Source organism: Pseudomonas helleri (genome assembly GCF_001043025.1).
Classification (GTDB): domain Bacteria; phylum Pseudomonadota; class Gammaproteobacteria; order Pseudomonadales; family Pseudomonadaceae; genus Aquipseudomonas; species Aquipseudomonas helleri.
This window is the reverse complement of record NZ_JYLD01000005.1, coordinates 162,762-189,145: the sequence shown is the minus strand read 5'-3', so window position 1 is coordinate 189,145 and position 26,384 is coordinate 162,762. Positions and strand designations below refer to the sequence as shown.

Annotated in this window: 21 protein-coding genes; 5 read left to right on the top strand and 16 right to left on the bottom strand. The window is 59.6% G+C overall.

The window, feature by feature from the left end; all coding sequences use genetic code 11:
- The first annotated feature begins 3 nt into the window (after positions 1 to 3).
- From TU84_RS10210 to TU84_RS10195, 4 genes are all read left to right on the top strand, one after another.
- The gene (locus TU84_RS10210) at positions 4 to 723 is read left to right on the top strand and encodes a MotA/TolQ/ExbB proton channel family protein (RefSeq protein ID WP_048368933.1); all 720 of its coding nucleotides are present in this window, start codon (positions 4 to 6) and stop codon (positions 721 to 723) included.
- A 1-nt stretch (position 724) separates the two neighbouring features.
- The gene (locus TU84_RS10205) at positions 725 to 1,126 is read left to right on the top strand and encodes an ExbD/TolR family protein (RefSeq protein WP_048368932.1); all 402 of its coding nucleotides are present in this window, start codon (positions 725 to 727) and stop codon (positions 1,124 to 1,126) included.
- Positions 1,127 to 1,197: 71 nt separating this feature from the next.
- Positions 1,198 to 2,385 (top strand): acyl-CoA dehydrogenase family protein, encoded by a 1,188-nt coding sequence (locus TU84_RS10200; protein ID WP_048368931.1) that lies wholly within the window; start codon positions 1,198 to 1,200, stop codon positions 2,383 to 2,385.
- Between the two features lie 8 nt (positions 2,386 to 2,393).
- Positions 2,394 to 3,497, top strand: a complete 1,104-nt coding sequence (locus TU84_RS10195; RefSeq protein WP_048368930.1) for a sigma-54 interaction domain-containing protein — start codon at positions 2,394 to 2,396, stop codon at positions 3,495 to 3,497.
- Between the two features lie 264 nt (positions 3,498 to 3,761).
- Here TU84_RS10195 and TU84_RS10190 read toward each other — a convergent pair whose 3' ends face one another.
- The 16 genes from TU84_RS10190 to TU84_RS10120 all read right to left on the bottom strand — a co-directional run bounded on the left by TU84_RS10190 (position 3,762) and on the right by TU84_RS10120 (position 25,639).
- Complete coding sequence (locus TU84_RS10190) at positions 3,762 to 4,067, bottom strand: hypothetical protein (RefSeq protein WP_048368929.1); 306 nt, start codon at positions 4,065 to 4,067, stop codon at positions 3,762 to 3,764.
- A complete protein-coding gene (locus TU84_RS10185) occupies positions 4,067 to 8,887 on the bottom strand; it encodes an RHS repeat-associated core domain-containing protein (protein WP_053225210.1) in 4,821 nt (1,606 codons plus the stop codon). Before TU84_RS10185 ends, TU84_RS10190 begins: the two co-directional genes overlap by 1 nt.
- A 2-nt stretch (positions 8,888 to 8,889) precedes the next feature.
- Positions 8,890 to 9,633: a DUF4123 domain-containing protein gene (locus tag TU84_RS10180; RefSeq protein ID WP_048368928.1), complete on the bottom strand. Its 744-nt coding sequence runs from the start codon at positions 9,631 to 9,633 to the stop codon at positions 8,890 to 8,892.
- A complete protein-coding gene (locus TU84_RS10175) occupies positions 9,623 to 11,656 on the bottom strand; it encodes a type VI secretion system Vgr family protein (protein WP_048368927.1) in 2,034 nt (677 codons plus the stop codon). The genes TU84_RS10180 and TU84_RS10175 overlap by 11 nt, the downstream gene beginning before the upstream one ends.
- A 215-nt stretch (positions 11,657 to 11,871) precedes the next feature.
- Positions 11,872 to 13,080, bottom strand: a complete 1,209-nt coding sequence (locus TU84_RS10170) for an acyl-CoA dehydrogenase family protein (RefSeq protein ID WP_048368926.1) — start codon at positions 13,078 to 13,080, stop codon at positions 11,872 to 11,874.
- A 24-nt stretch (positions 13,081 to 13,104) separates the two neighbouring features.
- Entirely contained in the window at positions 13,105 to 14,817 is a 1,713-nt protein-coding gene (locus TU84_RS10165) for a dipeptide ABC transporter ATP-binding protein (RefSeq protein ID WP_048368925.1), read from the bottom strand.
- On the bottom strand, positions 14,814 to 15,677 hold the full coding sequence (locus TU84_RS10160) for an ABC transporter permease (RefSeq protein WP_048368924.1): 864 nt from the start codon (positions 15,675 to 15,677) through the stop codon (positions 14,814 to 14,816). The genes TU84_RS10165 and TU84_RS10160 overlap by 4 nt, the downstream gene beginning before the upstream one ends.
- Positions 15,674 to 16,654 carry an ABC transporter permease gene (locus TU84_RS10155; protein ID WP_048368923.1) on the bottom strand — a complete coding sequence of 327 codons (981 nt, stop codon included), beginning with the start codon at positions 16,652 to 16,654 and terminating at the stop codon, positions 15,674 to 15,676. The genes TU84_RS10160 and TU84_RS10155 overlap by 4 nt, the downstream gene beginning before the upstream one ends.
- Positions 16,655 to 16,667: 13 nt before the next feature.
- Complete coding sequence (locus TU84_RS10150; RefSeq protein WP_048368922.1) at positions 16,668 to 18,320, bottom strand: ABC transporter substrate-binding protein; 1,653 nt, start codon at positions 18,318 to 18,320, stop codon at positions 16,668 to 16,670.
- Positions 18,321 to 18,553: 233 nt separating this feature from the next.
- Entirely contained in the window at positions 18,554 to 19,948 is a 1,395-nt protein-coding gene (locus tag TU84_RS10145; protein ID WP_048368921.1) for an LLM class flavin-dependent oxidoreductase, read from the bottom strand.
- 11 nt (positions 19,949 to 19,959) lie between these two features.
- Positions 19,960 to 21,015 carry an NADP(H)-dependent aldo-keto reductase gene (locus TU84_RS10140; RefSeq protein ID WP_048368920.1) on the bottom strand — a complete coding sequence of 352 codons (1,056 nt, stop codon included), beginning with the start codon at positions 21,013 to 21,015 and terminating at the stop codon, positions 19,960 to 19,962.
- 256 nt (positions 21,016 to 21,271) lie between these two features.
- Complete coding sequence (locus TU84_RS26595) at positions 21,272 to 21,403, bottom strand: hypothetical protein (RefSeq protein ID WP_256678844.1); 132 nt, start codon at positions 21,401 to 21,403, stop codon at positions 21,272 to 21,274.
- Positions 21,404 to 21,480: 77 nt separating this feature from the next.
- Positions 21,481 to 22,251, bottom strand: a complete 771-nt coding sequence (locus tag TU84_RS10135; protein WP_048368919.1) for a MetQ/NlpA family ABC transporter substrate-binding protein — start codon at positions 22,249 to 22,251, stop codon at positions 21,481 to 21,483.
- A 34-nt stretch (positions 22,252 to 22,285) separates the two neighbouring features.
- Positions 22,286 to 22,951, bottom strand: a complete 666-nt coding sequence (locus TU84_RS10130) for a methionine ABC transporter permease (protein WP_048368918.1) — start codon at positions 22,949 to 22,951, stop codon at positions 22,286 to 22,288.
- A gap of 2 nt (positions 22,952 to 22,953) precedes the next feature.
- Positions 22,954 to 24,177: an SfnB family sulfur acquisition oxidoreductase gene (locus tag TU84_RS10125; protein WP_048368917.1), complete on the bottom strand. Its 1,224-nt coding sequence runs from the start codon at positions 24,175 to 24,177 to the stop codon at positions 22,954 to 22,956.
- Positions 24,178 to 24,433: 256 nt separating this feature from the next.
- The gene (locus tag TU84_RS10120; RefSeq protein WP_048368916.1) at positions 24,434 to 25,639 is read right to left on the bottom strand and encodes an MFS transporter; all 1,206 of its coding nucleotides are present in this window, start codon (positions 25,637 to 25,639) and stop codon (positions 24,434 to 24,436) included.
- 121 nt (positions 25,640 to 25,760) lie between these two features.
- On the opposite strand from TU84_RS10120, the gene TU84_RS10115 reads away from it, so the two are divergent.
- Complete coding sequence (locus TU84_RS10115) at positions 25,761 to 26,378, top strand: TetR/AcrR family transcriptional regulator (RefSeq protein WP_048368915.1); 618 nt, start codon at positions 25,761 to 25,763, stop codon at positions 26,376 to 26,378.
- The last annotated feature ends 6 nt before the right edge of the window (positions 26,379 to 26,384 follow it).

Genomic DNA, 26,384 nt, shown 5'->3' with positions numbered 1-26,384 from the left:
ACCATGAACCTTATCGCTTCCCCCTTTGAATCCATTGAACATGCGGTCATCTGGCTGCTGATTATTTTCTCGGTGGCCACCTGGGGCCTGTTCTTGCTTAAAGGCGTGCAGTTCAGCCGCCTGAAAAACCAGGACCGTCGCTTCCTCAAACAATTCTGGGCCGCCACCAGCCTCGACTCGGCCGCCGAGCTGGCCAGCACGGCGCCGGGTGCTGCTGCCCGTGTAGCCCAAGCCGGCTATGCCGCCATTCAAGTGACCGATGCGCCACAGGCCAATGACCTGGCGCACAACATCAACCATCAAGACCGCCTTGAGCGCTCGCTGCGCCAGCAAATTGTGCGTGAACGTCGCTCGCTGGAAACCGGCCTGGCGATCCTCGCCAGTATCGGCAGCACCTCGCCTTTTATCGGTCTGTTCGGCACCGTGTGGGGCATCATGTCAGCCTTGAAAGGCATCAGCGCCGCCGGCTCTGCCAGCCTTGAAACTGTGGCGGGCCCGATTGGTGCAGCGCTGGTTGCCACCGGCGTCGGGATCGCGGTCGCAGTCCCTGCGGTGCTGGTTTACAACTACTTCCTGCGTCGCCTGAAACTGACCGCTGCTGACCTTGACGACTTCGCCCACGACTTCTACAGCCTGGCCCAGAAGAGCGCCTTCCGTGTGCACCTGCACCCGGTGCTGAACAAGTCTGCCGCGCCCGCGCAAAAAGTGAAGGAGGCGTCCTGAGATGGCCTTTTCAACCCAAGACAACGACGAAGTACTCAGTGAAATCAACGTCACGCCGCTGGTCGACGTGATGCTGGTGCTGCTGGTGGTGTTTATCGTCACCGCGCCACTGCTGACCAACGCGATTCCGATCAATCTGCCCAAGACCGACTCGGTCGCCCCCGTGGAGCAAAAAGATCCGCTGGTGGTGAGCATCGACGATCAGGGCAAAGTGTTCATCAACAAGGATGAAGTTGAAGCGGGCCTGCTGGAGTTCAACCTGCAGGCGGCCAAGGCCAAAGACCCGGAAGTTCGCGTGCAGTTGCAAGCCGATAACGGTGTGAACTACGGCGAAGTGGCACGCGCCATGGCCTCGATTGAGCGCGCCGGGATCACCAAGCTGTCGGTGATTACGGCCAAGTGAAATAACCCGCAGCCTTCTGGCAACCCCCTGACACGACGTCGGGGGGCGACATTCAAACGAGGTGAACACACGTGACTGTCACACAGCTAAATGCCAGGAAGGCACCGTTGGACATCGCTCGAGAGCTGGCAGTCGAGTTCGCCCTGACCGCGGTGGAGCGTGATGCCCAAGGCGGCACGCCCAAGCACCAACGTAATCTTTTGCGCGACAGCGGCCTGCTGGCCATGAGCATTCCGGGCCAGTTCGACGGCCTCAACGCCACCTGGTCCGAAACGTTTGAAGTGGTGCGCGAATTTGCACGGGTGGACAGTTCTATTGCCCATGTCTTCGGCTTCCATCACCTGATGCTGGCCACTGTGCGACTGTTCGCCAAGCCCTCGCAATGGCAAACCTGGTTCAAGCTGACGGCGAACAAAAATTGGTTCTGGGGCAATACCCTCAACCCGCTGGACACCCGCACCGTGGTCAAGGAGCGTGAAGGCTGGCGTGAGTTCTCCGGCAAAAAAAGCTTCTGCTCCGGCGCCAACGACTCTGAAATGCTGATTGCCTCTGCGATTGACGAAAGCGCAGGCGGCAAGCTGCTGATAGCCGCCATCCCCAGCGCCCGCTCGGGCATTACCTTGCACAACGACTGGCACAACATGGGCCAGCGTCAGACCGACAGTGGCAGCGTGACGTTCCAGCGTGTGCGGGTTGAAGACTCGGACTTGCTGCTCGATCCCGGCCCGCTGAGCACGCCTTTTGCCTGCCTGCGGCCGCTGATAGCCCAACTGCATTTCGCCAATATTTTTCTCGGCATCGCCGAAGGCGCCTTTGAAGAAGCGCGCCGCTACACCCTGGAAGAAACCCGGCCTTGGTTTAAATCCAGCGCTACCCAAAACACTCAGGACCCTTACATTCTTGGCCATTACGGCGACTTTTGGGTCGCCCTGGAAAGCACCCGCTTGCTGGTCGAACGCGCCGGAGCCGTACTGGACGAGGCCTGGGCCAAAGGCCCGGCGCTCACCAGTGAAGAGCGCGGTGAAGTCGCCATCGCCATTGCTACCGCCAAAGTGGCCGCCAGCCGCAATGGCCTGGAGTTGTGTAGCAAGGTCTTCGAGGTCACCGGAGCGCGCGCGACGCAAACCTCCGTGGCGCTCGACAGGCACTGGCGCAACCTGCGCACGCAGAGCCTGCACGACCCTCTGGACTACAAGCTTCAGGAACTGGGCGACTGGGCACTTAACGGCACGTCCCCCATCCCGACATTTTATTCATAGGGACCGACATGCAACTGCTAACCCTCCCCCCTTCCCCGGCCTTGGCCACCTCGATCCGGGCAACTGCGCAAGTCTTTGAAGACCCCAAGTCCAAAGCCTTGCTCCAGCACCTGCAACAAATCGCGCCCAGTGATGCGAGCGTGCTAATCATTGGTGAAACCGGCACCGGCAAAGAACTGATTGCGCGCCATATTCACAACCTCAGCGCGCGCAAACACCAGCCTTTTCTGGCCGTAAACTGCGGTGCGTTCTCAGAATCGCTGGTGGAATCCGAACTCTTCGGCCATGAGAAAGGCGCCTTTACCGGCGCGCTGGGCGCCAAGGCAGGCTGGTTCGAAGAAGCCAACGGCGGCACCCTGTTTCTCGATGAGATTGGTGATTTGCCAATGCCGATTCAGGTCAAGCTGCTGCGTGTTCTACAAGAGCGCGAAGTGGTCCGCCTGGGCTCGCGCAAAAGCATTCCCATCAACGTCCGTGTCCTGGCGGCCACCAACGTACAGCTGGAAAAAGCCATCAACGCCGGGCACTTTCGCGAAGACCTGTTCTATCGCCTGAACGTGGTCAACCTGGAACTCACCCCACTGCGCGAACGCCCCGGCGACATCCTCCCGCTGACCCGCTACTTCATCGACACCTACAGCCGTCGACTGGGTTATGGCGACGTCGTACTGAGCCCGGAGGCAGAGCAAAAACTCGCGCACTCCAACTGGCCGGGCAACATCCGCGAACTTGAAAACGTCATTCACCACACCCTGCTGATCTGCCGCGACGGTGTCATCCAGAGTGACGACTTGCGCATGTCCAACCTGCGCATCACCCGACCAGAAACCAGCAGCGTCAACAGCGACCAGAGCGCCGAAGAACTGCTGGAACATGCATTCCAGCGGCTGTTCGAGAGCCAGTCTGACAACCTCCACGAAAACGTCGAACGCAGCCTGCTGCGCGCGGCCTATCGTTTTTGCCACCACAACCAGGTCCACACCGCCAAACTGCTGGGGCTGAGCCGCAACGTCACCCGCACCCTGCTGATCAACCTCGGCGAATTAAAAGTCAACAAACGCAGCGCAACAGAACCCAAGCAAGATGAACGCGTGTTGCATTTATCGATTTGAATACTGCCTTGCGATAACAACAAAACCCTGTAGGAGCGAGCTTGCCTCGCGATCTTTTAAATAGTCAAAAGATCGCGAGGCAAGCTCGCTCCTACGAAGTAAGCGGAGAGCACAAAGAAAAAGTAACGAAAAAAAAGGGAGCACGAACAATTAACAGAACACATTAAAAACCACACACCTCATAACCTGAAAAATCATTTGAAGCGCTCCAACAAAGTAAAAACCACTACATTCAGCATTTAAAACACCTAGAAATACAGACTACTAATCACTTTCATTCGACGGACTCCAAAACTCTAACTGACTGATGCGCCTTTCGATATCATCCATATCATCTTCCCCAACGGCCGAATCAAAAGGCTCACTTAAAATTCTTCTGATTTTTGCAAGCCTTTGGGTTACCCGCTTATCGTCAATAAAATCGGTTGTCTCACGACGATACTCATCTACAGACTTACCCTCATAGTAGCTTCCAATTTTGTGCAGAGAAATCAATATATATTCCAGATCAGCAAGTGCTTCAAGAGCAGACTCACCACTCAAACTGATTTCTTTATTTTTTTCTAGCATTACTTTCTCCTGAAAAATTCTGGACGCTCTAGTTTAACATTACCCTTAATTGTTAGTTCTACAGCGCCATACCTTGGATTTTTAACTTCTTCCAATTGGCTAACAGGAACATCAAATTCAACATAATCTCTCCCCCTGCCGCGTCCAATTTGATATTTCTCTTCTGCCGATTGCTGATCCAAAGCTTTTTTCCTGGCTGATTCTACATAAACCCTGTTGTTGTCTTGCGCGGTAATCATGCCATCCTGTTCAATCCCAGTTGATCCTCGCCTGTTGGTGTAATGCCGGACTCTTTGAGTCTCTTGAGAATGCAAGACTGGAGCAGGCGTTACGGGGTCATCATGGCTATTACTTTTTTGAGCTTCAGGCTGTTCAACCTTTGGCTCACTATCTGCTTGCCCCGGGCACCTACCCTTGATAGAGCTCAACCCCAACGGATCCACCCACCCTGTCGGGTTGGGCACGTACTGGTAGCTGTTCAGCCCGCCCGCGAGTTTGATCGGGTCGGGGGTAAGGTAGCGCCCGGTGTTTGGATTGTAGTAGCGGTGACGATTGTAGTGTAGTCCGCTCTCTTCGTCGTAGTACTGGCCCTGAAAGCGCAGCGGGTTGGTGATTTCGGCCTTGTCGAGTTTGAGGACGTTGCCGTAGGCGCGGTAGTGGGCCGACCAGGCGATTTGGCCGCGGTGGTCGGTAAGTTCTTGTGGCGTGCCCAGGTGGTCGAGTTGGTAGTGGTAAACCTGTGCTGCGTCGCCTTCACCCTGGAGCAAGGCCAGTGGTTTGAAGGTGCCCGGTTCGTATAAATAGCTGCAGTAGTGGCTGATGCCACGCAGGCCTTTTTGTTGGGTGCTTTCGGCGATCAGGCGTTCGCCCTGCCAGAGATATTGCGTGGTGGTGCCACCATGGTCTTTGCTGATACGCCGCCCGAAAGCGTCGTAGCGGTACGTCACCTGGCTGCCGTCTGGCAAGGTGATGCCGATCAGGCGCTGCTGACTGTCATAGCGGTAGTCGCGGGTCAGGCGTTGGCCCGTGCCGCGTCGCTCTTGGCGCAGGTTGCCGTAGGCGTCGTACTCAAAATGGCTGTCGCCTTGCATCAGCAGGCGGTTGCCTTTGATGTTGGCGTAGCGGCTGTGCCGTTGGCCGTCGATGCTTTGGTCGAGCAGGTTGCCCGCCGGGTCGTGGACGAAGTGTTCGGTCAGTTGGCCGCGCACTTCGGTCAGGCGGTCGAGGGGGTCGTAGGCGTAGCTTTTTTGCCCTTTACGGCTATCACTGAGCAGGCTGAGGTTGCCGTTGGCGTCGTAGCGGTAGTGACGGCCGTACAGCGGCTGACCCTCGATGTCGCCACGGGCATTCAGTTGGCTGACGGCGTGGTCTTGCAGTCGGCCTTGTTCGTCGTATTGGTAGTGACTGACCACGTAGCCTTGTTGGCGGACGGTTTCCAGCCCCGCTTCGTAGCGATGCCCGGTGAGGGTTTTGCCGTTGAGATAGATGCCTTTGAGGGCGCCGCCTTTTTGATAGTGATAGTGCAGACGGTTGCCATCGGGCAGGCGGCAGTCGCTAAGTTGGCCGAGTGTGTCGTACTTATAACGCAGGGTCGCCCAGCCTTGATGCTCACTGAGAAGGCGATCTTGCAGGTCGTATTCGTAGGCCAGCGGCCAGGTACCGTCGTCGACGGCAGTCAAGCGACCCAAAGCGTCGTAGGTGTAGGTGATTTCGCTGCCATCAGGCAGGGTTTTATTTGTCAGCCGCCCTGCAGGGTCGCGCGCGTAGGCAGTGACCAGCGGAGCACTGTCAGGATGTTCTGCGTCCGGGTATTCGGTCTTTTCCAGCAACTGCCCTTTAAGGTCGTAGGCATAAGCAGTTTTACGGCCGTCAAAGCCGATTTCTTGCTGGATCAAACCGTTGGGGTAGTACTCAAGCTGGTAGTGCTCGTGCCGCTCGTTTTCGATACCTGTCAACAATAAGCGGGCGTTGTCGTAGCGGTAGTTGAGCTGGCTGCCATCAGAGTTGATGCGGCGGCTGATCAGGTGCAGGTTGTCGGCGTATTCGTAGCGGGTGATATGGCCGCGCTCATCGCGCTCAGCCGTGACTTTGCCGTAGGCGTTGTAGCTCCAGGCGCGGGTTTTGCCACCAGGCAAGGTGATTTGGCTGAGACGGTTAGCAGCGTCCCACTGGTACTGGGTGATGGCGCCCCGCTCGTCCTGCCGGGTGATGGTGCGACCCTGTGCATCGTAGCGATAACGCCGTTGCGTGCCGTCGGGCAGGGTTTCGTCGAGCAGTTGCCCAAGCGGGTTCCAGGTCAGTGTGTGCTGGCTGCCGTCCGGGTAGTACAGGCCGCTGAGTTGGCCTTTGGCAGTGTATTTGTAGTGGGTTAGATTGCCGTCCGGATCGGTCTGGCAGGTGATGTCGCCCTGGTTGTTGCGCTCATATTTCCAACTGGCAAGACCGCGCTGTACTTTGCGCACATAACCGTTGAAGTAGCTGTAGAACGTTGGTTCGTCAGCGGGCGGGATCAGTGCCGTAAGCTGCCCGGCCTCGTTGTACTGGTATTCGGTAACAGCGCCGAGCGGATCTTTTTCAGCAATCAGGCGGCCTTTGTCATCGTAGGCCTTTTGGTGTTCAGCGCCATCCGGGTCGATCTGGCTGACTAGCCGCGCGTTGCCGTCATGCACATAGACTTGCTGGCTGCCGTCCCGGTTTTTAACCGTGACCGAGCCTTGGTCGTCCCATTCGTAGGTGGCATCCATCTGCCCGAAGTTGGCCCAATGACGGATGCAACGCGCCTGCTTGCCCGTGTGTTGCCACTGCCAGTAAAACGCCGCGCCACCCGCCAGTTGCCGTTCCTGGATGACGTGTTGGGCGTCATAGCGGTAGTGCTCGGTTTCTTCCAGCGCATTGCTCGCGCTAATCAGTTGCCCCGCTGCGTTGTAGCGATAGGTGACCTGCGTGTAGAGGGTTGCCCAACGTTCAAGGTGAATCCCGCACTTGGCGTAGTGGTCATTTGAGCGCTCGGCAAATCCACGGCTGTCATCGTATTGCTGGTAGTCAACAGCGCTGAGCCGTGCGTCGGTGTAGCGCAGCAGCAAGGCGCGGCCGGCACCGTTGTCTATGCGATGCAGACGCCCTTGCTGGTAGGTGATTTTCAGCCGATTGCCGTAGGCGTCGCTGATGGCGGTCAGTCGCAGGTCGTTGAAGTGATAGAAGCGGCTGCTTTTACCGGCGTGGGCGAGGATCAACTCGCAATCATGGTCGCCCAGGTAAATCGCCGCCTTGGCCAAGCTGTTGATGATGGCCGGGCGTTGTGCGCTGGGTTGCGGAAAGCGGGTCTGACGGTTTTCGTGGTCCGTCCAGAGCAGTTCGTCGCCTTCGCGTTGAAGGCGGTGCGACAGTGTGTGGCTCCAGCCAAAGCCCAAATCGCCGTTTACTTCGACCGCGCTGGTGCGATACAGGCGCGTCCACTCAAGGGGCAGCGCGCCGTCGAGCACGCCGTCGGTCAGGGTCAGGAGTTCTTCACCGGTGACCATTGAAACCGGGCAGCCGTGGGTTTGGGTGTCTTTGGCAGGTTCGGCAGGTTTGCCGTTGGGGGTATTGGATTGCGACGGGGCATCGTCGACGTGCTCGACCACCTCCAGCGTGGTTCTCGCCTTGGGTTTGCTTCGGGCTATAACCGTGGCATCAGGGATGCTTTGGGCGGGGGTTAGGCCACTCTGCGGTTTGATATCCAGATCAGCCTTCAATCCTGGATCCAGGCGACCCTCGCTTTGCAGCAAAATCGGCTTGCCCACTGTGGCGTGGTGAGTGGATCGCGCTTTGCTGGTGCGCATCAGCAGGTCGACAAAACCTTCCAGCAACCGAGTCGCTTTTGCGCTTTCAACCACAGTGTTGGCCCCCTTGATAGAGAGCCGTACAGCCAGGCCAATCCCCCCACTGAATATGATGCCGAGGACGATATTGATCAGAACGTCAGTGGTGAGGCGCGCTTGTATCTCGCTACGAACTTGGGGCGGTAATAGTTTGAGCCAGGCGATCAAGGCTGAGAAATAAGACCACATCAGTGGCTCATCGCTGGCAATTAGCAGCGCGGTTTCCAGTGTTTCTTTAGAGGCATTCAAGAGCAACTTCAGTTGCTCTTCGCTGAGGAACTTTTTGAACTTTTCGTAGCTCTGCTGGGGGCGGCTGATCAGCTTCAAGAAACCAACGATGTCATCCCACACGGCCAACAATGACTTGATAAGGCCACTCCACTGGCTCTTGATCTCGATCCAGGAACGTCCCAGTGCATCGGCTTCCTGATGAGCTTGCCAGAGCGACAGATATTCAGTGTCCCATTGGGTACTCAGCCACTGGCTCAGGTCACTGAGCACCTCCTGATAAGAGTTAAAAAACGCATCTAGCTGCTCAGAAGTGATCTGTGGGTAAAAGGTGACGTGGTATTGCTGATTAGGCAGGCAGCCCTCGACACGCGTGATACCGGTGGCATCAATCAACGCTTTGATCTCGACTCCACCCCCCACTGGCACCAAGCGCACTTGGGTATTGCCAATGGGTATAAAACGCGCCGCTTCAAAGGCGTGGACCAACGTCACGGTAGAATCGCGCTGGCATTGGGCATACATGGCCGCCGGCGCCTGATCGTCCTTGTCACGGGTCACTACTTCATCGCCGACACGAAACATTTGCTCGACATCGATCATGCCGCCGTACCAGGAGTCCGCCCGATCCCGATAGCCTTCGATGCAGTGTTCTAGCTCTTGCAAAACCTGCTTTACGTCAGGCTGGGTGTCGCCAATAGTCAGAAGCATTTTGCCGATAATCGTGATCATGGTTACGCACAAACCTCTTGCTGCACATGAGCCAACAAGAGCCCGCTGTCTTTACGTTGTGTAGGGGATGAGCGCTGTACGAAATGCTCGACTTTCAGCCGCAAATGGGCTTCGCCAATCGATGCATACAACGGCGCGTGAGCGTCTTTGAGCCACTGCATGAGGTTGTCGATTACGGTGTTGAGGTCCTGCTCAGCGAGGCTGTCGAGCAGGTCACCGGGCACTTGCCACCATGGGAATGCTTGCGCGGCAAGCACCTCACCCTGCCCCACTGTGACCGGCTGGCCGTTGATCCAGTAGCGGTCGAAGACCGGCAAGACATCACGGGTCGCTGTGCCCAAATGCTGGAGGATGGGCAGCCAGTGGCGACCGTCCCAGAACCGCAAAAACACAGCTTCACCAGCAGGCATCAGGACCTGGGTCAAACTGCGCAAGTGTTCGGTAATACGTTGCGGGCTGGCCGTGGAGATGGCCAACCAGCCCCAATCGTCAGCATCGGTGTGCTCCGCCCACAGGATGAACTCACTGTCAGGCGTCAGGCTCAGCAAATAAGGCATGACAGGGAGCCAATCGGCGTAGGGGGTTTCGGCCCACAGCAGGCAAGGCGGCTCTACTACACCCCGTTGTCGGTAAGCATCGAGCGGGTCGGCATCGCTGGTGGAGCTGATGACCGCGTACAAGCTTTCGCCGGGGCGCAGCGGGTGGTCTGTCAGCCATTGCCGGGGGGTTAAAGGCTCAGATGTCACAAACGCCTCCTTTGCATTTTTCGCACTCTTCGCAAAAAGGTGCGTTGCGCTTGAGGCTGCTGATTTGGGTCGGGGTCAAGACGGCTGCAGTCAGTGCTGCAACGGCAGAGATGACAGCGGGCAATGCCGGTGTGCCGGGCATCGGTACGCCACCGAGCAGGATCGGTGAACTGACGTAGATCCCGGCAGCGCTGACGATCAGATGCTGGCCGCCCGCCGTCAGCGAGATACACGCCCCTGCCGATAACACCACATGGGCACCGGCCTTGATCGTGACTTCCATCCCCGCGTCGACCGTCAGCGCGCCCCCCACCTGGGTGTGGCTGCTGGCGGCTACCTGGCGAAAATCGTTGGCATTGAGTTGGGCCTTGCGATCACCGCTGACGGTGCGTTGATCATCACCTTTGAGGACCGAGACGCTGTTGCCGGTGACGGTCTCAGCGCGCTGACCATCGATTTGCACCAGCGAGTCGTTTTTGATGTGTTGTTCAAGGTCGCGCTGGGCGTGCAGGTAGATCAGTTCCTGGCCCAGTCGGTCTTCAATGTGCAGTTCGTTGTAGCCTGTGCCGTTCGGGGTGCTGCGGCTGCGCAGCACGCTGCGGGTTTTGTAGGCGGGCAACGGATAAGGAGGCGGGTTGAGGCTATTGACCAGGCAACCCGAAATTACCGGCTGGTCCGGATCCCCCTCCAGAAACGCCACCAGCACTTCCATGCCGACCCGTGGCACGGTTACTGCGCCATGACTGTCACCGGCCCAGCTAGAAGCTACCCGCAGCCAGCAACTGCTGGCGTCGTTGTTTCGGCCTTCACGGTCCCAATGAAACTGCACCTTTACCCGACCGTACTGATCGCAATGCACCTCGTCGTTGACGGGGCCGGTGACCCGGGCAGTCAGCAGGCCCAGCACCTGAGGCTTGAGATGTTTGAGTGGCGGGCGGTAGAACACATCCCATGGGGTGGCTGCGAAGTCGTTGCGATAGCCCTGGGTAAACCCGTCTGTTGGCTTGTCGTCCAGATCAGTCCCGGTCTCTTCGAGCACCTGCGGCTGTCGGCCCTGATGATGGATTTCAGTCAGCAGCCACATCGCGTTCCAGTCCCCGTGGGGGTGCTCGCTCAGGATCATGAAATGGCCACTGATAAAACCGCAGTCGTCACTTTCGCCATTGGCCAGACAGCGGTCAGCGCGTTGGCGCTCTAGGGCCCGCTGGCTGAGCAACTGGCCGCGCTGTTCGAGGCTGAAGTGGCCCGGGTAGCGGTAATCCTCAAGATCTCGCTCGACGCGCTGGGTGTCGGGGCCGTAGCTCGCCTCGATCTCGCGACTGGCGGTTTCGAAGTTGTAATCGCGCAAGGTGCTGCGGGTGGAACGGGTGTTGATGCCCACTTCGAAATAGCTGACTACCGGCGCCTCGGCAACCAGGCCGCTTTCGCCCTGATAAGGCACGGGATTATCGAGTTTGGTGAAGGCGCTCTGGCCATCACCGAAGACCAATTGATGGCCTTGGGCTGAGTGACGGAAGTGGTAATGAATACCCTCTTCTTCGCACAGGCGCTGAATAAAGTGCAGATCCGTTTCGTGGTATTGCACGCAGTAGTCGCGAACCGGGTAGGTCCCGTGCAAGTTGAAGGCGTAGGCATTGCTGAGAATGCCGTGCTCCTCGAGGAGCCGGGCAATGATCTGCTCGACCGTCAGTTGCTGGAAGATGCGCTGGTTGGTGCGATGCTCGAGGTAGGCCAGTTGCGGTACGAGAGTCAGGGTATACACCGTCAGGCGCTGGCGAGTCTGGCCTTGGGCAATGGCATAGATGAGCCCGTGAACGCCGCCTCCGCCGTCGGCATACGCCAAAAAGGCCGGGGCATGCAGCAGTGCCACCAGATCCAGATCGGCCCGCGGGCTGACCAGTACCAGCTCGAAGGCATAAGGCGTGCTGATGGCCTCATCACCTTTAAATGACAAGACTTGAAGGTCATCAGCGAAGCCGTCAATGGTCAGGCTGAAACGAAACTGAGGCTGCGAGCGTGACATCCGCGACTCCTTGCGCTGCGGTCGCCCTGATGTAACAAAACGTCAGGGTTTATCGGTGCGCAAGTGTGCAATCACGGCATTGGGGCTGGATGTAGGCTGGGTCTATGACGGCCTGAGCATTAGGCGAATATCGAGTAGGAAAGCTGAATGCTAAGTGTAAGAGTCAGCTTGCCTCGCGATCTTTTCGACCCGCGAGGCAACGGCTACAGCCAGTATTAAAACAATCCGGAGGTCGGTGGCGGCGTGCCTTTCAGTTGCCAGGAGCCAACGGCAGAAGCTTTCCAGTGCCGTGGGTTGTGGTTGGCCACGGTGCGTGCGTTGCGCCAGTGTCGGTCCAGGTTATGCCCGCGCCCCGTGGTCGAGGCGCCGCCCACGTCGAACACCAACTCGGCAGCCTTGAGCGCCGACTCGGCAGCAATGTATTGCGCTTGCGCCACATCGACAGCGGCCTGGTCGACCAGGTGCGGATCGAGGTCGCCCGCCCATGCCCGGTCGATGGACTCTGCCGCGTGCAACACCACCGCTTCGGCGGTGAAGGCACGGGCCGAGATGTCACCGACGCTCAATTCAACATAAGGGTCGTCCACCGAGCGGCTGGCGCTGCTGTGTTTGATGGGCCGGGCATGCTCTTTGGCAAACGCAACGGCGTCGTTCAAGGCGTTGCGTGCAATGCCCGCCTGAACCGCCGCCAGGAACAATTGCAAAAACGGCGTGACAATTGTGCGCTTGCCCTCTTCCACCGTCCGTGTACGGATTTCGTCAGCCAGCACTTGCACGTTGTTCAGGCGCGTGGTGCCACTGGCGGTCAGGCGCTGGCCCATTGCGTCAAAATCGTCGAGCAACTCCAGCCCCTTGCGGTTGCGCGGCAGGATAAACGAAACCGGTTGATCCTCTTCATCCAACGCCACTGCGCTGACCCAGTCGGCGTACAGCGAGCCGGTGCTGTAATACTTGCTGCCGGTGGCCCGGTAGTGGTCGCCGTCGCGCACGATCCGCGCGCTGATCGAGCCGTTGGCGCCGCCCACTTCCCAGCCGGCATTGCCTACCACGATGCCGTCAAGGTAGCGGGCAAACCAGCGCTCGCGCTCGGTTTCGGCCTGTTCGCTGGATGACGCCAGCAAGCCTTCGACAAAGCCGAACCCCGGGCGAAGCGCCTGGGCAACGTTAGAGTCGGCGGCGGCAATGCGGATCAATAAACGGATCACATCCTTGACCGAGCCGCCGCTGCCGCCATAACGCACCGGGATGCGCGTGGTGAAGAAACCGGCCTTGGCAATCTGCGCCACCGCATCAAACGGCAGCAGGCGATCACGCTCGCGTTGTGCGGCCCCCGCAGCAATGGCGGGCAATATTTCATCGGCCCGGAGATTCAGTGTGTCGATCGTGGCAATGGCCTGCTCAGTAACAAGAGACAACGTAGTCATGACAATTCCTTAAGGTGTTCAAGCTTAAATAGCGATCTTCCACAGTTGCGATTCGTCAAATCGCAACGCCGTGCTTTCTGCTTCCAGCGGTGGCACCACCAGCTCACTGTCGGCGCCCGGCAAGCGCGGTACTGCGCCCAAGAGGCGTTGGGTGTAAGCGTGTTTTGGATGTTCAAAAAGGTCTTCGACCGGGGCGCTTTCAACCACTTGGCCGCGACGCATCACCAGCACTTCGTCACTGACATGGCGGATCACGCCCAGGTCATGGGAAATAAACAGGTAGGCCAGCCCCAACGAGGCTTGCAGGTCGGCCAGCAGGTCCAGTACTTGCGCCTGCACCGAGACATCGAGGGCCGAGACCGGCTCGTCACAAATGATCACTTTAGGGTTGCTGGCAATGGCCCGGGCGATGGCCACCCGTTGCCGCTGGCCGCCCGACAGTTGCAAGGGACGGCGGCTCGCCAGCTCGGCTGGCAAGCGCACTTGCTCGAGCAACTCGCGGATCCGCGCGGGCTGCTGCGAAGCTGCCACACCGGCAACATCCAGCGCGTCGGCGAGGATCTGGCCAATGCTCCAGCGCGGGTCGAACGAACTCAGCGGGTCTTGATAAATCACACTGATGTCACGTCGATGCACACGCCGGTCTTTTTCCGCCACCCGATTCGCACCCGCCCCCGCCCAGGCGTGCCCCAGAAACTGCACCTGGCCCGCATCCGGCTCCAGCAACCCCAACACAATGCGCGCCACGGTGGTTTTGCCCGAACCGGACTCACCGACGATGCCCAGCGTGCGCCCGGCTCGCAGCTCAAAGCTGACGTCGTCGACCACTTGGCGAGATTGCTGATCGGGGCCAATGTAGCGTTTACCCAAACCGCTGGCCTTGAGCAGCACCGGGGAGTCAGCGCCCGGCCGAGGTTGCACAAGCTGCCCGCTGTTGTGCGACGACAGCCGTGTGCCCCGCGCATGTTCGGCTGGCACCGCGTCCAGCAACGCCTGGGTGTAAGGGTGACTCGGGGTGCGCAAAACCTGCTGCATCGGGCCCTGTTCGACCACCACGCCGTGGCGCAGCACCAGCACCTCATCGGCCAATTGCGCCACAACCGCCAAGTCATGGCTGATGATCAGCAACGAATCACCGCGAGCCTTGATTTCTTGCAGCACTTGCAGAATCTGCGCCTGCACCGTGGCGTCCAGCGCGGTGGTCGGTTCGTCGGCGATGACCAGCCCTGGGCTCAGCGCCAATGCACTGGCGATCAGCGCACGCTGGCGCAGGCCGCCGGACAATTGGTCGGGCCGCTGGCGGGCACGCAATTCGGGCTCGGGCACGCCGACTTTGTCCAGCAGCTCGATAACCCGCTCAGCGCGGCTGCGCCGGTCGCCCCATTGGTGGGTCGTGAGCACTTCCAGAATCTCTTTGCCCACCGGGCGCAGCGGGTCGAGCGAGACCAGCGCATCTTGCAACACAAAGCCAATGCCTTTGCCGCGCAATCCGCGCCAGCCACGCTCGGACAACCCGAGCAAATCCTGCCCGCCATAACTCAGGGTGCGCGCCGTCACTCTCGCCCCGGCACCGGCCAGACCAATCAAGCTGCGCGCGGTCACACTTTTACCAGAGCCGGACTCACCCACCAGCGCCAGGGTCTTGCCCGGCGCCAGGGTAAACGACACATCGCGCACCACAGTCTGGCCGCCAAACTCAATGGACAGGCCCTCAACGATCAAGTGTTTATCGCTCATGACAGACGCCCCTCCAGACGTTGTTGCAGATAACGGCCCGCGACCGTGGTCGACAGCGTGGTAAGGACGATGAACACCCCCGGGAAGAAGGTCAGCCACCAGGCGTTGGCGACAAAGTCGCGGCCCATGGACAGCATGGTCCCCCACTCCGGCGCAGGCGGCTTGGCGCCCAGCCCCAGAAAGCTCAGGGCCGACGCCCAGACAATCGCCTGACCAATCCCCATGGTCAGGGTCACGATCAGCGGGCGCATGGCATTGGGTAATAGCTGGCGCAGGATGATCCGCCGCGTGGGGTGACCCAAAGCAACCGCCGCTTCGATGTAACCGGCATTGCGCACCGCCAGTACCTGACCGCGCACCATCCGTGCGTAGCCCGGCGCTGCGCCCAGCCCGGTGGCAACAATCAACGGCCCGATGCCGCTGCCAAACACCGCCACAAACAGCAGCGCCAACACCAGGCTCGGGAACGCGAACAGTATTTCCAGCAGCCAGCCAACTCCACGGTCAAGTCGCGCACCGCCAAGCCCGCCGAGCAACCCCAGGGCAATCGCAATGCTCATGGCCAGCACGGTGGCCGCCAGACCAATCAGCAGCGACTGGCGGGTGCCGTAAATCACCCGCGAAAAAATATCCCGACCGGACTGATCAGTGCCGAACCAATGCGCCCAACCCGGCGGATGAAACGCATCGTGCGGCACAATCGCCAGCGGATCAGCGTGGGTAAAAAGTTGCGGCAACAGCGCGGCAACGATCAAAAACGCCAGAAACAGCAGCGCCAGCAAAGGCCCCAGCGGCACCTTGCGCGACGAACGCTGCACCCGCACACCCGGCAACTGCGTTTCGAGAGTCAGTGTGCTCATGCTGTTTTCCCCTGTTGACGAGGGTCGACCCACAGGTGCAACAGGTCGACCAAAATGTTGGCCAGTACATACACCGCCGCAACGGTCAGGCTGATACCGATGGTCAGCGGCAAGTCCTGCGCCTGCACCGCCTGATACAACTGACGCCCCAGGCCCTTGCGCGAAAAGATCACTTCAACCACCACCGCGCCGCTGATCAAGGCGCCGATGGCCCAGCCCGACAACGAAATGCCGGGCAACACCGCATGGCGCAGCGCATGTTTGAAGCGCACGGCGGTTTCGCTCAAACCACGGGTCCGCGCCGTCAGCACAAAGGGTTGCTCCAAGGTTAGCTCCAGCGACTCTCGGGTGACCTGCGCAATAAACCCGGCCAGCGGCACCGCCAGCGCCACAGACGGCAACACCAGGGTTCGCCAGCCATCGCTACCGGCAGGCGGGAACCAGCGCAAGCCGAAGGCAAACACCGCCAGCAGCACCAGCCCCAGCCAAAAATGCGGGACGGCGGCCGAAACGGTTTCGGCAAATGAAGCCACCTTGGCCACCCAACGCTGGCGCCCGGCGGTCAACACGGTAAGCAACAGCACCAACAGCCAGGCCAGGACCAATGAGGTAAACGTCAGTTGCAGGGTCGCCCACGATTGCTCAGCCAGCACGCGGGTTACCGGCAAATGCTGCGAGTAGGACACCCCCAGATCGCCCTGAACCAGACGCCCCAGGTACAGCGCGTATTGCACCGCCAGCGGCTTGTCCAGGCCGTACTCGCGGGTGGCTTCGGCAATGGTTTCGGGCGACGGATTACCACTCGGGCCGCCGAGGATGGCCAGCACCGGGTCGCCCGGCATCAGCCGCAGGGCAAAGAAGGTCAGGGTCGCCACCGCCCACAGCACCAGCAGCCCGCCCGCCACACGCCAGACGGCGCGTCGCCCCACCTGCAGCCAGCGCTCGCGCTGCGGATTTACAGTCTCGATTCGGCTCATTGGTTCACCCTTTTCATTTATTGACCCAGGCGTCATACAAATACGTCACCGCCAAAGACGGCTCCAGGCGCACGCCCTGGGTGGTCTTGTAGATGCCCAGGCGTGAGCTTTGCGGGTACGTGGTCAGTTGCAGGTATTGGCTGGAGGCAATCTGCTGCGCCTTGTAATACAGCGCCTTGCGCTGCTCAGGGTCTTGCGTGGTCAAGGCTTGCTGGATCAGCCCGTCAAACGCCGTATCGCTGAAACCGGCGGTGTTCTGGTGATAACCGCCGACACCCGCCGGGCGAATAAACTCCGAGCCAAAAATGATCCGCAGCACGTCCGGGGTGTTGGTGTTCCAGTAACCGATACGAATGTCGTAGTCCCAGTCCGCTTGGCGCTGAGTGGCCTGCACATCACTCATCTGGTCGATGATCAGTTGAAACCCGACCGCCCGTGTGGTCGCTTGTACTTGCTCCCACAGGGTGTATTCCGAGGGCGGCGTGCGGTTGCCCATCACCACATGCACCTGCAAGCGTTTGCCGTCACGGGTGCGATAGCCTTCGCTGTCACGCCCGGTCCAGCCGGCTTCATCAAGCAATTGCGCCGCGCGCGCCGGGTCGTAGTCCTGGGCGTGTTCGAAGTCCGGGCTATAAAAGCGGGTCGCCGAACTCAGCGGGCCACCGGCACGGGGGAATTCGCTGAAATACACACTTTTGAGCGCGCCCTCGACATCCGAACTGCGCACAAAAGCTTCGCGCACCTTGAGGTCATTAAACGGCGCACGGGTGATATTCAGCGTGCCGTTTGTGGGGTTGCCCGGCCGCAAGGCCACCAATACCGTAAGGTCCGGGTTGCGTCGGGCGGCCTCATGGGATTCGGGCGGCAGCGTCTCGATCACATCAACCTCCCCGGCTTGCAGCGAGGCAAAGCGCACGGACGGCTCCTGAATGAACTTCCAGACGATGCGCTCCAGCCACGCCGGGCCTTGATGCCTGGCGGTGGGTGGCGCCCAGTTGTAATCAGGGTTGCGCACCAGTTCGACCTGGCTTTGCCGGTCCCAGCGGACGATCTTGAACGGGCCGCTGCCCACCGGGCTTTCGCAGTTTTCATCGCGTGAACGAAGCAGCGCGGTGGGCGACTCTATGCCCAGAAACCCCTGAGCCAGGACTTCCAGAAACGCCGCGTACGGGGTGGCCAGGTGCACCACCGCCGTATGGTCATCGAGCACATCGGTGCTGCGGTATTGGCGGATATAACCGCCCGCCGTACTCGATTGGGTTTTCGGGTTAGCCATGTGATCGAGGTTGGCCTTGACCGCCGCCGCGTTGAACGGCGTGCCATCGGTGAAGTGCACGTCATCGCGTAGATGGAAGGTGTACGTCAGGCCATCGGCCGAGACCTCCCAACTTTTCGCCAGCCACGGCCCGATCTGGCCTTGGTCATCCATCGACACCAGCGAGTCGAGGTACTGCTGGCCGATAAACACCTGCGGCATGTCACCCGCCACATGCGGGTCGAGGCACGTGGGTTCGCGGTCGGTGGCATAAATCAACGTCCCGCCGCTGACCGGTTTGTCACTGCGCGCAACGGTTGAGGTTTCCTGCCCGCAGCCGACCAGTACCGAGCACAGGGTTGCGATGCCGAGCAACGGAAAGTTTCGAATAAAGGGGGAAATATTGCGCATGGGGCCTGCTGCCTTAAGTCCGGGACTTAGGCTATTGCACAAGCCATGCCGGGTTTTTCGCCCAGCAAACAGGCGCAAATCGGCGTCACGAGGGAGTCAAAAGCAACAGTCTGTACAGCGACTGTTGGTGATCCAACAGTTGGCTTAAAACCCACTGTAGGAGCGAGCTCGTCTCGCGATCTTTTTAAAGATCAAAAGATCGCGAGACGAGCTCGCTCCTACAGATGATGTGTTCAGAAACGTAATGGCGTGGCCGGTTGTTGCAACACCGCCGGGTCGCGATAGCGGGCGCCGAAATGGTCAGCGGGCAAACGCGCCTGCCCCGCACCAAACAGGCGTTCGCGCAGGGTTTCGCCTTCGTTGTAACGCTCACGGAAACGACCACGACGGCGCAGTTCAGGGATCACCAGCTCAATAAAATCCCGGGCCGTTTCAAACGACAGGTACTGGCGCAAATTGATCCCGTCGATGCCGTCGACATCCAGCCACTTCTCGATTTCATCCGCCACCACGGTCGGCGTACCCGCCACAAAGAAACGCTCGCGGTTAAACCCGGAGAACTGCGACAACACGGTGCCGATGGTCCACTCAGGTTTGTAGCGCTGCAGGCTCTCCCAGCCATCGACTTTAAGCTCGATCAAATCACTGATCAGCGCATCGCTGGGGTAAGCAGTCAGGTCAATGGCTGACTGGTGATGGGCCAGTGACGCTTCGACACTCATCAGCTTGCGATAGCTGTCGAGCTTGCGGCTGACTTCTTCGTCAGTCCGGCCCACGATCACCCCGGCCATGACAATAAATTTCAGCCCCGCCGGGTCACGCTCATGGGCGATGGCCTTGTTGCGCATGGCCTGAATATTCGCGCGCACGGCCGGGGTGTCGAGGCCGCCGGTAAACACCACTTCGGCATGCCGCCCGGCAAATTCGATACCGGCTGGCGAGCCGGTTGCCTGGAACAACACCGGCGTGCGCTGGCGCGACGGTTGGCACAGGTGCGGCCCGGCCACGCTGAAATGCTCACCCACGTGGTTGATGTAACGGACCTTTTGCGGGTCGGTGTAAACCCGTTGTTCACGGTCGATAATCACCGCGTCATCGTCCCACGAGCCCTCCCACAGTTTGTAGAGCACATCCAGGTATTCATCGGCGATTTCATAGCGATGGTCATGCACGACTTCGGTGTCATGCCCGAAGTTGCGCGCCGCATTGGGCAGGTACGAGGTCACGATGTTCCAGCCCACCCGGCCCTTGGTCAGGTGATCAAGGGTGCTCATGCGCCGGGCAAAAGCAAACGGCGGCTCGTACGTGGTTGAAAACGTCGCGCCAAAGCCGAGGTTTTTGGTCACGGCGGCCATGGCCGGAATCACCATCAACGGGTCATTGCTGGGAATTTGCATGGCCTCGCGCAGGGCGGTTTCCGGGCCATTGCGAAAACGGTCATAGGTGCCGATCACGTCGGCCAGAAACACCCCGTCAAAGGTGCCGTATTCCAGCAGTTGCGCCAGCTCGGTCCAGTAATCCAGGTCATTGAAGCGGTGACGGTTGTTCTCGGGATGCACCCACAGGCCGTGAACGATATGGCTCACGCAGTTCATTTCAAACAGGTTGACGTGCAGTTGCTTGGGCATCGCCCGTACTCCTATGGCGCAGGGTTGGGGACACGCTGATGGACGGCCTCGATGCGCGCGAGAATCTCCGGGCTGAGGCTCACGTTGATCGCGCTGAGGTTGTCGCGCAATTGCACGAGGCTGGTTTGCCCGGTCAGCGCGCTGGCCACAAACGGTTTGTTGATGACATAAGCCAGGGCCAATTGCGCCGGGGTCAGGTCATGCTCCCGAGCGATGTCCACATAGCCTGCGATGGCTTCTTGGGCCAGCAGGCTGTCGTAGCGATTGAACGTGCGGTACACCGAGGTCAGACGCGAACCTTCAGGGCGGGCGCCACCGAGGTACTTGCCGGTCAAGGTGCCAAACGCCAGCGGCGAATACGCCAACAGGCCAACGCCTTCGCGATGGGTGAACTCCGCCAGGCCGCCCTCGTACAGGCGGTTCAGCAAACTGTAGGGGTTCTGGATGCTGACAATGTTCGGCAAGCCCAGGCGCTCGCTCTGCTTGAGAAATTCAGCCACGCCCCACGCCGTTTCGTTGGACACACCGATATGACGGATCTTGCCCGCCTTGACCTGATCGGCCAGCACCGAGAGGGTTTCTTCGATGGCCACACTTTGCGTGTCTTCGGCGTACGGGTATTCACGCAGGCCGAAAAAGTTGGTCGGGCGATCAGGCCAGTGCAGTTGATAGAGATCGAGGTAATCGGTTTGCAGGCGCTTGAGGCTACCGTCCAGGGCTTCGACGATGTTGCGCCGGTCATGCCGGGTCAGGCCATCGCGAATATGCAATTGGCCACCCGGCTCGCGGGCCGGGCCGGCAATTTTGCTCGCCAGCACGATGTCAGCACGGCGCGCGCTGTTGGCGCCCAGCCAGTTGCCGATATAGCGTTCGGTGGTACGCCAGGTGTCGCCGCGGGTGGGCGTGGGATACATCTCGGCGGTGTCGATCAGGTTGACGCCTTCAGCCAGCGCCAGTTCGATTTGCTGATGAGCATCGCTTTCGGTGTTTTGGTGGCCCCAGGTCATGGTGCCCAGGCCCAGAACGCTGACGTTAATGCCGCTGTTACCCAGTTGACGGTAGTGCATGAGAGGTCCTTTTAGCTGGCAATCAATACAAACACCTTGAGTGTTTATGACTGCCAGGAACCTATGCACCTAACATGCCACGACCCCAACCTCAGCCATAACAGCGGATTAGCCCTGCGGGTCAGGCAACGTGTTGTTGAACCGTGTGCAATGTGCTCATGAAGTGTTGGGCAACCAACATGTTGATAAGAGCCCCCTCAACCCGGCCCTCTCCCGAAGGAGAGGGAGCCGATTTGGGGATGCGCCAGCCCAGTATTTATGGCGACTCTACTGTGCCGCCCTGGCAGCCGCGCTGATTGGGATTGTCGGTGCAGCCTTGCTGATAACTGAAGTATTGGCAGCCTGCACATAGAACAACAAGGCTCAACAGCATCCATCGCAATGTCATACGTTCTCCTGGGTCAGCTGGTTATTCATCTTCAATAGCCTAGCTGACATAAGAGAACACAGACGTTTAATACCGATTTAAAAGCCTGGCACGATCTGGCCTTTGTAACGGGTCAGGATAAATTGACGCACGGCATCAGAGTGCAAAGCCTTGGCCAGCTTCTGAATACGCGGGTCATTGATGTTGTCCGGGCGTGCCACCAGATACTCGACGTACAAGTCCTTGCCCTTCTCGACAATCAACGCGCTGTTGGTGTCGATACCCGCTTCCAGCGCGTAGTTGGCAAACACAAATGCCAGGTCCACCTGGCTCACGGATCGGGCCAGCATCGCGCCTTCCAGTTCACGGATTTTCAAGTGCTTGGGGTTAGTCACGATGTCGCGGGTGGTCGACTGCGGGTCGCCAGGGTTTTTAAGCGTGATCAGCTTGGCCTCTTCCAGCAGCACCAGAGCACGACCGGCGTTGACCGGGTCATTGGGGATGGCCACCGAAGCGCCGTCCTTCAGCTCGGCGATGTTTTTAATTTTGGTCGAGTACGCGCCAAACGGCTCGATATGCACGCCCACTACCGGGACCAGATCCGTGTGGCGTTCCTTGTTGTACTCATCCAGAAACGGCCGGTATTGGTAGTAGTTGGCGTCGATGTTTTTAAGCGCGAGTTGCTGGTTGGGCTGGATAAAGTCGTTGAACACTTTGATCTGCAGATCAACGCCTTCCTTGGCCAGCTCAGGCTTAACAAACTCAAGAATTTCGGCATGGGGCACCGGCGTGGCACCGACCACCAACTTTTCATTGGCCTGAGCGCTAAAGGCGGCTATCACGGCCACCAGAGCAAGAAGCTTTTTCATTGCACAAACTCCGAACAATCAAAAATGAGCCGTCTCAGCGACGGCTGTAATGGGACACCAGACGGTCACCGGTCATTTGCAGCCCTTGTACCAACAGGACCAGCAAGGCCACGGTTACCACCATGACGTCAGTCTGAAAACGCTGATAACCAAAGCGGATTGCCAAGTCACCCAAGCCCCCGCCACCGATCACTCCGGCCATCGCGGTGTAATCCACCAGCACGATTGCGGTCACCGTGACGGCTGCAATCAGCCCCGGCCGGGACTCTGGCAACAAGGTGTGCCAGATGATTTGCCAGGTCGTGGCGCCCATGGACTGGGTGGCCTCCACCAGGCCGCGATCAACTTCACGCAGCGCGGTTTCCACCAACCGTGCAAAGAACGGCGTGCAGCCCACCACCAATGGCGGAATGGCACCCGCCACGCCCAGCGAGGTGCCGGTGATCAAGGTGGTCACCGGGATCAGCACAATCAGCAAAATGATGAAGGGCAGCGACCGCAGGACATTCACCACCATCGACAGCACGCGGTAGATGCCGGGTTTGGCGTGCAATTGCTGCTTGCCGGTGAGGTACAGCAACACCCCCAGCGGTAGCCCCAGCAACACGGTAAAACCCAGGGCCATGCCGAGCATGCTCAGGGTGTCGAGGCAGGCCTGACCGATTTCCGGCCAGTTAATATTGCTCAGCAGCGCGTCCATCGTTATGACCAGTCATGACGCGGCGGATTGACCCCGTTCAGCAGCCAGTTGCCGACCACGTGGTATTTCCAGCGCACCGGGTCATGCAGGGTGTGCACGCGGGCGTTGCGCCAGTGGCGATCATGGTTGTGACGCGCCAGCGAGGAGCGCGTACCGCCCAATTCGAACAGACGGTTGCTGGCTTCCAGGGCGATTTCAGTGGTCAGCACCTTGGCTTTGGCCACTGCTACCGAAGCGCGCGCCACGCCGGCTTCACCGGGGTTTTCACGCTCGCTATCGAGGACCCGACCGGCCCGCTCAAGCAAGGCTTCGGAGGCGTCCAGCTGGATGCTCAACTTGCCGATCTGGATGATGGTCAGCGGGTCCTCGCTGGCTTTATCCAGCCCCGAGTCGATCCATGGGCGAGCGTGATCACGCACAAAACTCAGGGTGTCGCGCAAGGCGGCGCGGGCAATGCCGGCATCAATCGCGGCGGTGGTGATTTGCGCAATCGGTCCGGCCAGGGTCGGGTTTTCATAAGACTGGTACGTCTTGAACACGTTAAAGGCCGGCACCCGCAGGTTTTCTGCCAGCACCGTGCCGCTGGCGGTGTTGCGCTGGCCAATGCTCGACCAGTCATCCACCACGATCAGGCCGGGCGTGCGCCGCGGCACAAACGCCAAGTGCGCTTTATCGTCGGCATTCAGCGCCAGCACCCCCAGCCAATGGGCGTACAACGAGCCGGTGCAGTAGCCTTTACGGCCATTGATCACCACCTCATCGCCTTCGCTGACAAAGCGCGTCTGGATGTCTTGCACAGTCTTGCCGCCGGTTTCGGAAATGGCATTGGCAAAGCGATTACCCTTGAGCGCCAGCCCCAGAAACCAGGCCTTCTGCTCTTCTGTGCCTTGCAGCCGAATGTCTTCGAGCAGGCAGTAATGGTTCTGCGGGATCTGCCCGAGGGAAGCGTCGGCCGCCGAAATGATGGCGATCACCTCGGCCAGCGTGGCGAACGACACCTCAGCACCGCCGTACTCCTTGGGCACGGTAATGCCCCACAGGCCGCTGTTGGAGAACACATCCACCACCTCAGCAGGCACTTCGCGCTGACGGTCGCGCTCGGCATCACCTTCGAGTAAAAACGCGGCGACCTTGTGGGCGACTTCAATGGCTTCTGCGTCCGAGCGGATGACATGGGCATCGGGAACAGACAGTGGGTAATGGGCGTCGGCTGGGGTGTTCGACATGGGGTTCTCACTCTTTACTCGTGTTTAATCGCCAACAGATGCGATCGTTATTCACAACAGAGCAGAATCCATGCCAGATAATTTATTGTTTAAATTCAGTAAGTTATGGTTTATTCGAAGCATCAATAGTTGGCCTGGCAACAGTCTGTAGAACAACTGTTGCCAGGCCAACACTGCCCGCGCAAACCCAGGGTCACAGCCTTCGTGCCTCGGCAGTTCCTGCAGGTTTAGCGACACGCAGGCGAGCTTGTGAACATCAATGACCGACGACAGCAGCCTCGGCCTGGCGCTGCCCCTTGGGAAAACCGTGCTGACGAGCGTTGAACACGATCAACAACCCGGCCAGCAACAACACCAGCAACGCCCAGGGCAACGCACTCACACCGACTTGATCGAGCAACACGCCACCCGTTAGCGCTCCGCCAGCGATGGCACTGTTCCAGACCACCACGTTCATCGACAACGCTACATCGGCGCCCTCACCTGCGGCGTCTGCCAGCGCCGTCTGCAGCAAGGTTGCCGCGCCGCCAAAGGACAGGCCCCAGATGAAAATACCGACGTACACCACCGGCGCAGACTGGAAGAACACACCAAACAACAGGGCAATCGCGGTAAATGCCGCAAGGCTGACCAGCACCACCTTGCGCAAATGGCTGTCGACCAGCCGACTGGTCAGCCAGATACTCAACAGCGCCGCCAGGCCAAATACCAGCAACACAAGATCCACCTGATCGGCCAGACCCGCTGGCGTCACAAACGGGGCGATGTAGGTGTAGAGCATGTTGTGCGCGAGCATCCAGGTCATCACCACCGCAAGCACGGAGCGCACCCCGGGTGTCAGCAGTACCTGGCGCAAGCCGATGCGCTGGGCGCTGGCCTGCCCCGGATAATCCGGCACTTTGGCCAGCACCCAGACAATCAGCACCACAGTCAGTATGGACATCAGGCCGAAGGCGCTGCGCCAGCCCATCAGCGCCCCCAGCCAGGTGCCCAGTGGCACACCCAGTGACAGTGCGATTGGCGTACCGACCATCGCCACCGCCATGGCGCGGCCCTGCAAGTGCGGCGCAACCATACGCCGTGCGTACCCCGCCAACAGGCTCCAGGCCAGACCGGCCGAAGCACCCGCGCAAAAGCGCGCCACCAGGGTCACGCCATAGTGTGACGACCACGCGGTGATCGAGTTGAACAGCAGAAAACCCACAATGGTCAGCAGCAAGACATTGCGCCGCCGCCAGCCCTGGGTGGCGATGGTCAAGGGAATCGCCGCCAGCAACGAACCCAGCGCGTAGACCGTGACCATCTGCCCGGCCATTGCCGAGGAAATCTCAAGGCCGCTGCTGATTTGGGTCAGCAAACCCGCCGGCAACGTCTCGGTGACAATGCAGATAAACCCGGTCATGGCCAGCGCCAGCAGCGCGCCCATGGGTAATCGCTCAGTAGTGTCGCGCTCTTCAACCATCGCCTGTCCCAACCTGCCTTAGTTATGTATCGATAGGTACAGATGTTGGCGGTGCAAAAGCGATTGGTCAACGACTTTTGTATCGACTAGTATTTATGTCTTGTGAAAAAGGAGGCTGACAATGGCCCAGATGGGACGCCCACGTACGTTTGACCGTGACGCGGCAATCACTCAAGCCATGCACCTGTTTTGGCAGCATGGTTATGACTCCACCTCGCTGAGCCAGCTCAAAGCGAGCATCGGCCCAGGCATTTCGGCGCCAAGTTTTTATGCCGCCTTTGGCTCCAAGGAGGCCTTGTTCAAAGAGGTCATGGAACGTTATCTGAACTCCCATGGCCGCGTGACCGAGAGCCTGCAAGACCCCGGCATTGCCCCGCGTGAAGCCATCGAACTGGCGTTGCGCCGCTCAGCCCGCATGCAATGCGAACCGGGGCACCCGCGTGGCTGCCTGGTAACACTGGGGCTGATGAGTGCCTGCTCGGCTGAAACCCTGGAGATCTGCGCGCCACTGGCCCAGGCACGCGGGCGTAACCGGGCAGGGTTTATTGCTTGCATCGAGCGCGGCGTGGCCTCGGGCGAACTGTCGGCGCAGACCAACGTTGTTGCGTTGGCCACAGTGTTTGAAAGCTTTTTGCTGGGCCTGACGACGCTTGCCCGGGACGGCCTGGAGCACGCAGTACTGGACGCCGCTGTCACCCAGGTAATGAGCGCATGGGACGTGATGCGCGTGGCCGCGTAACGGCTT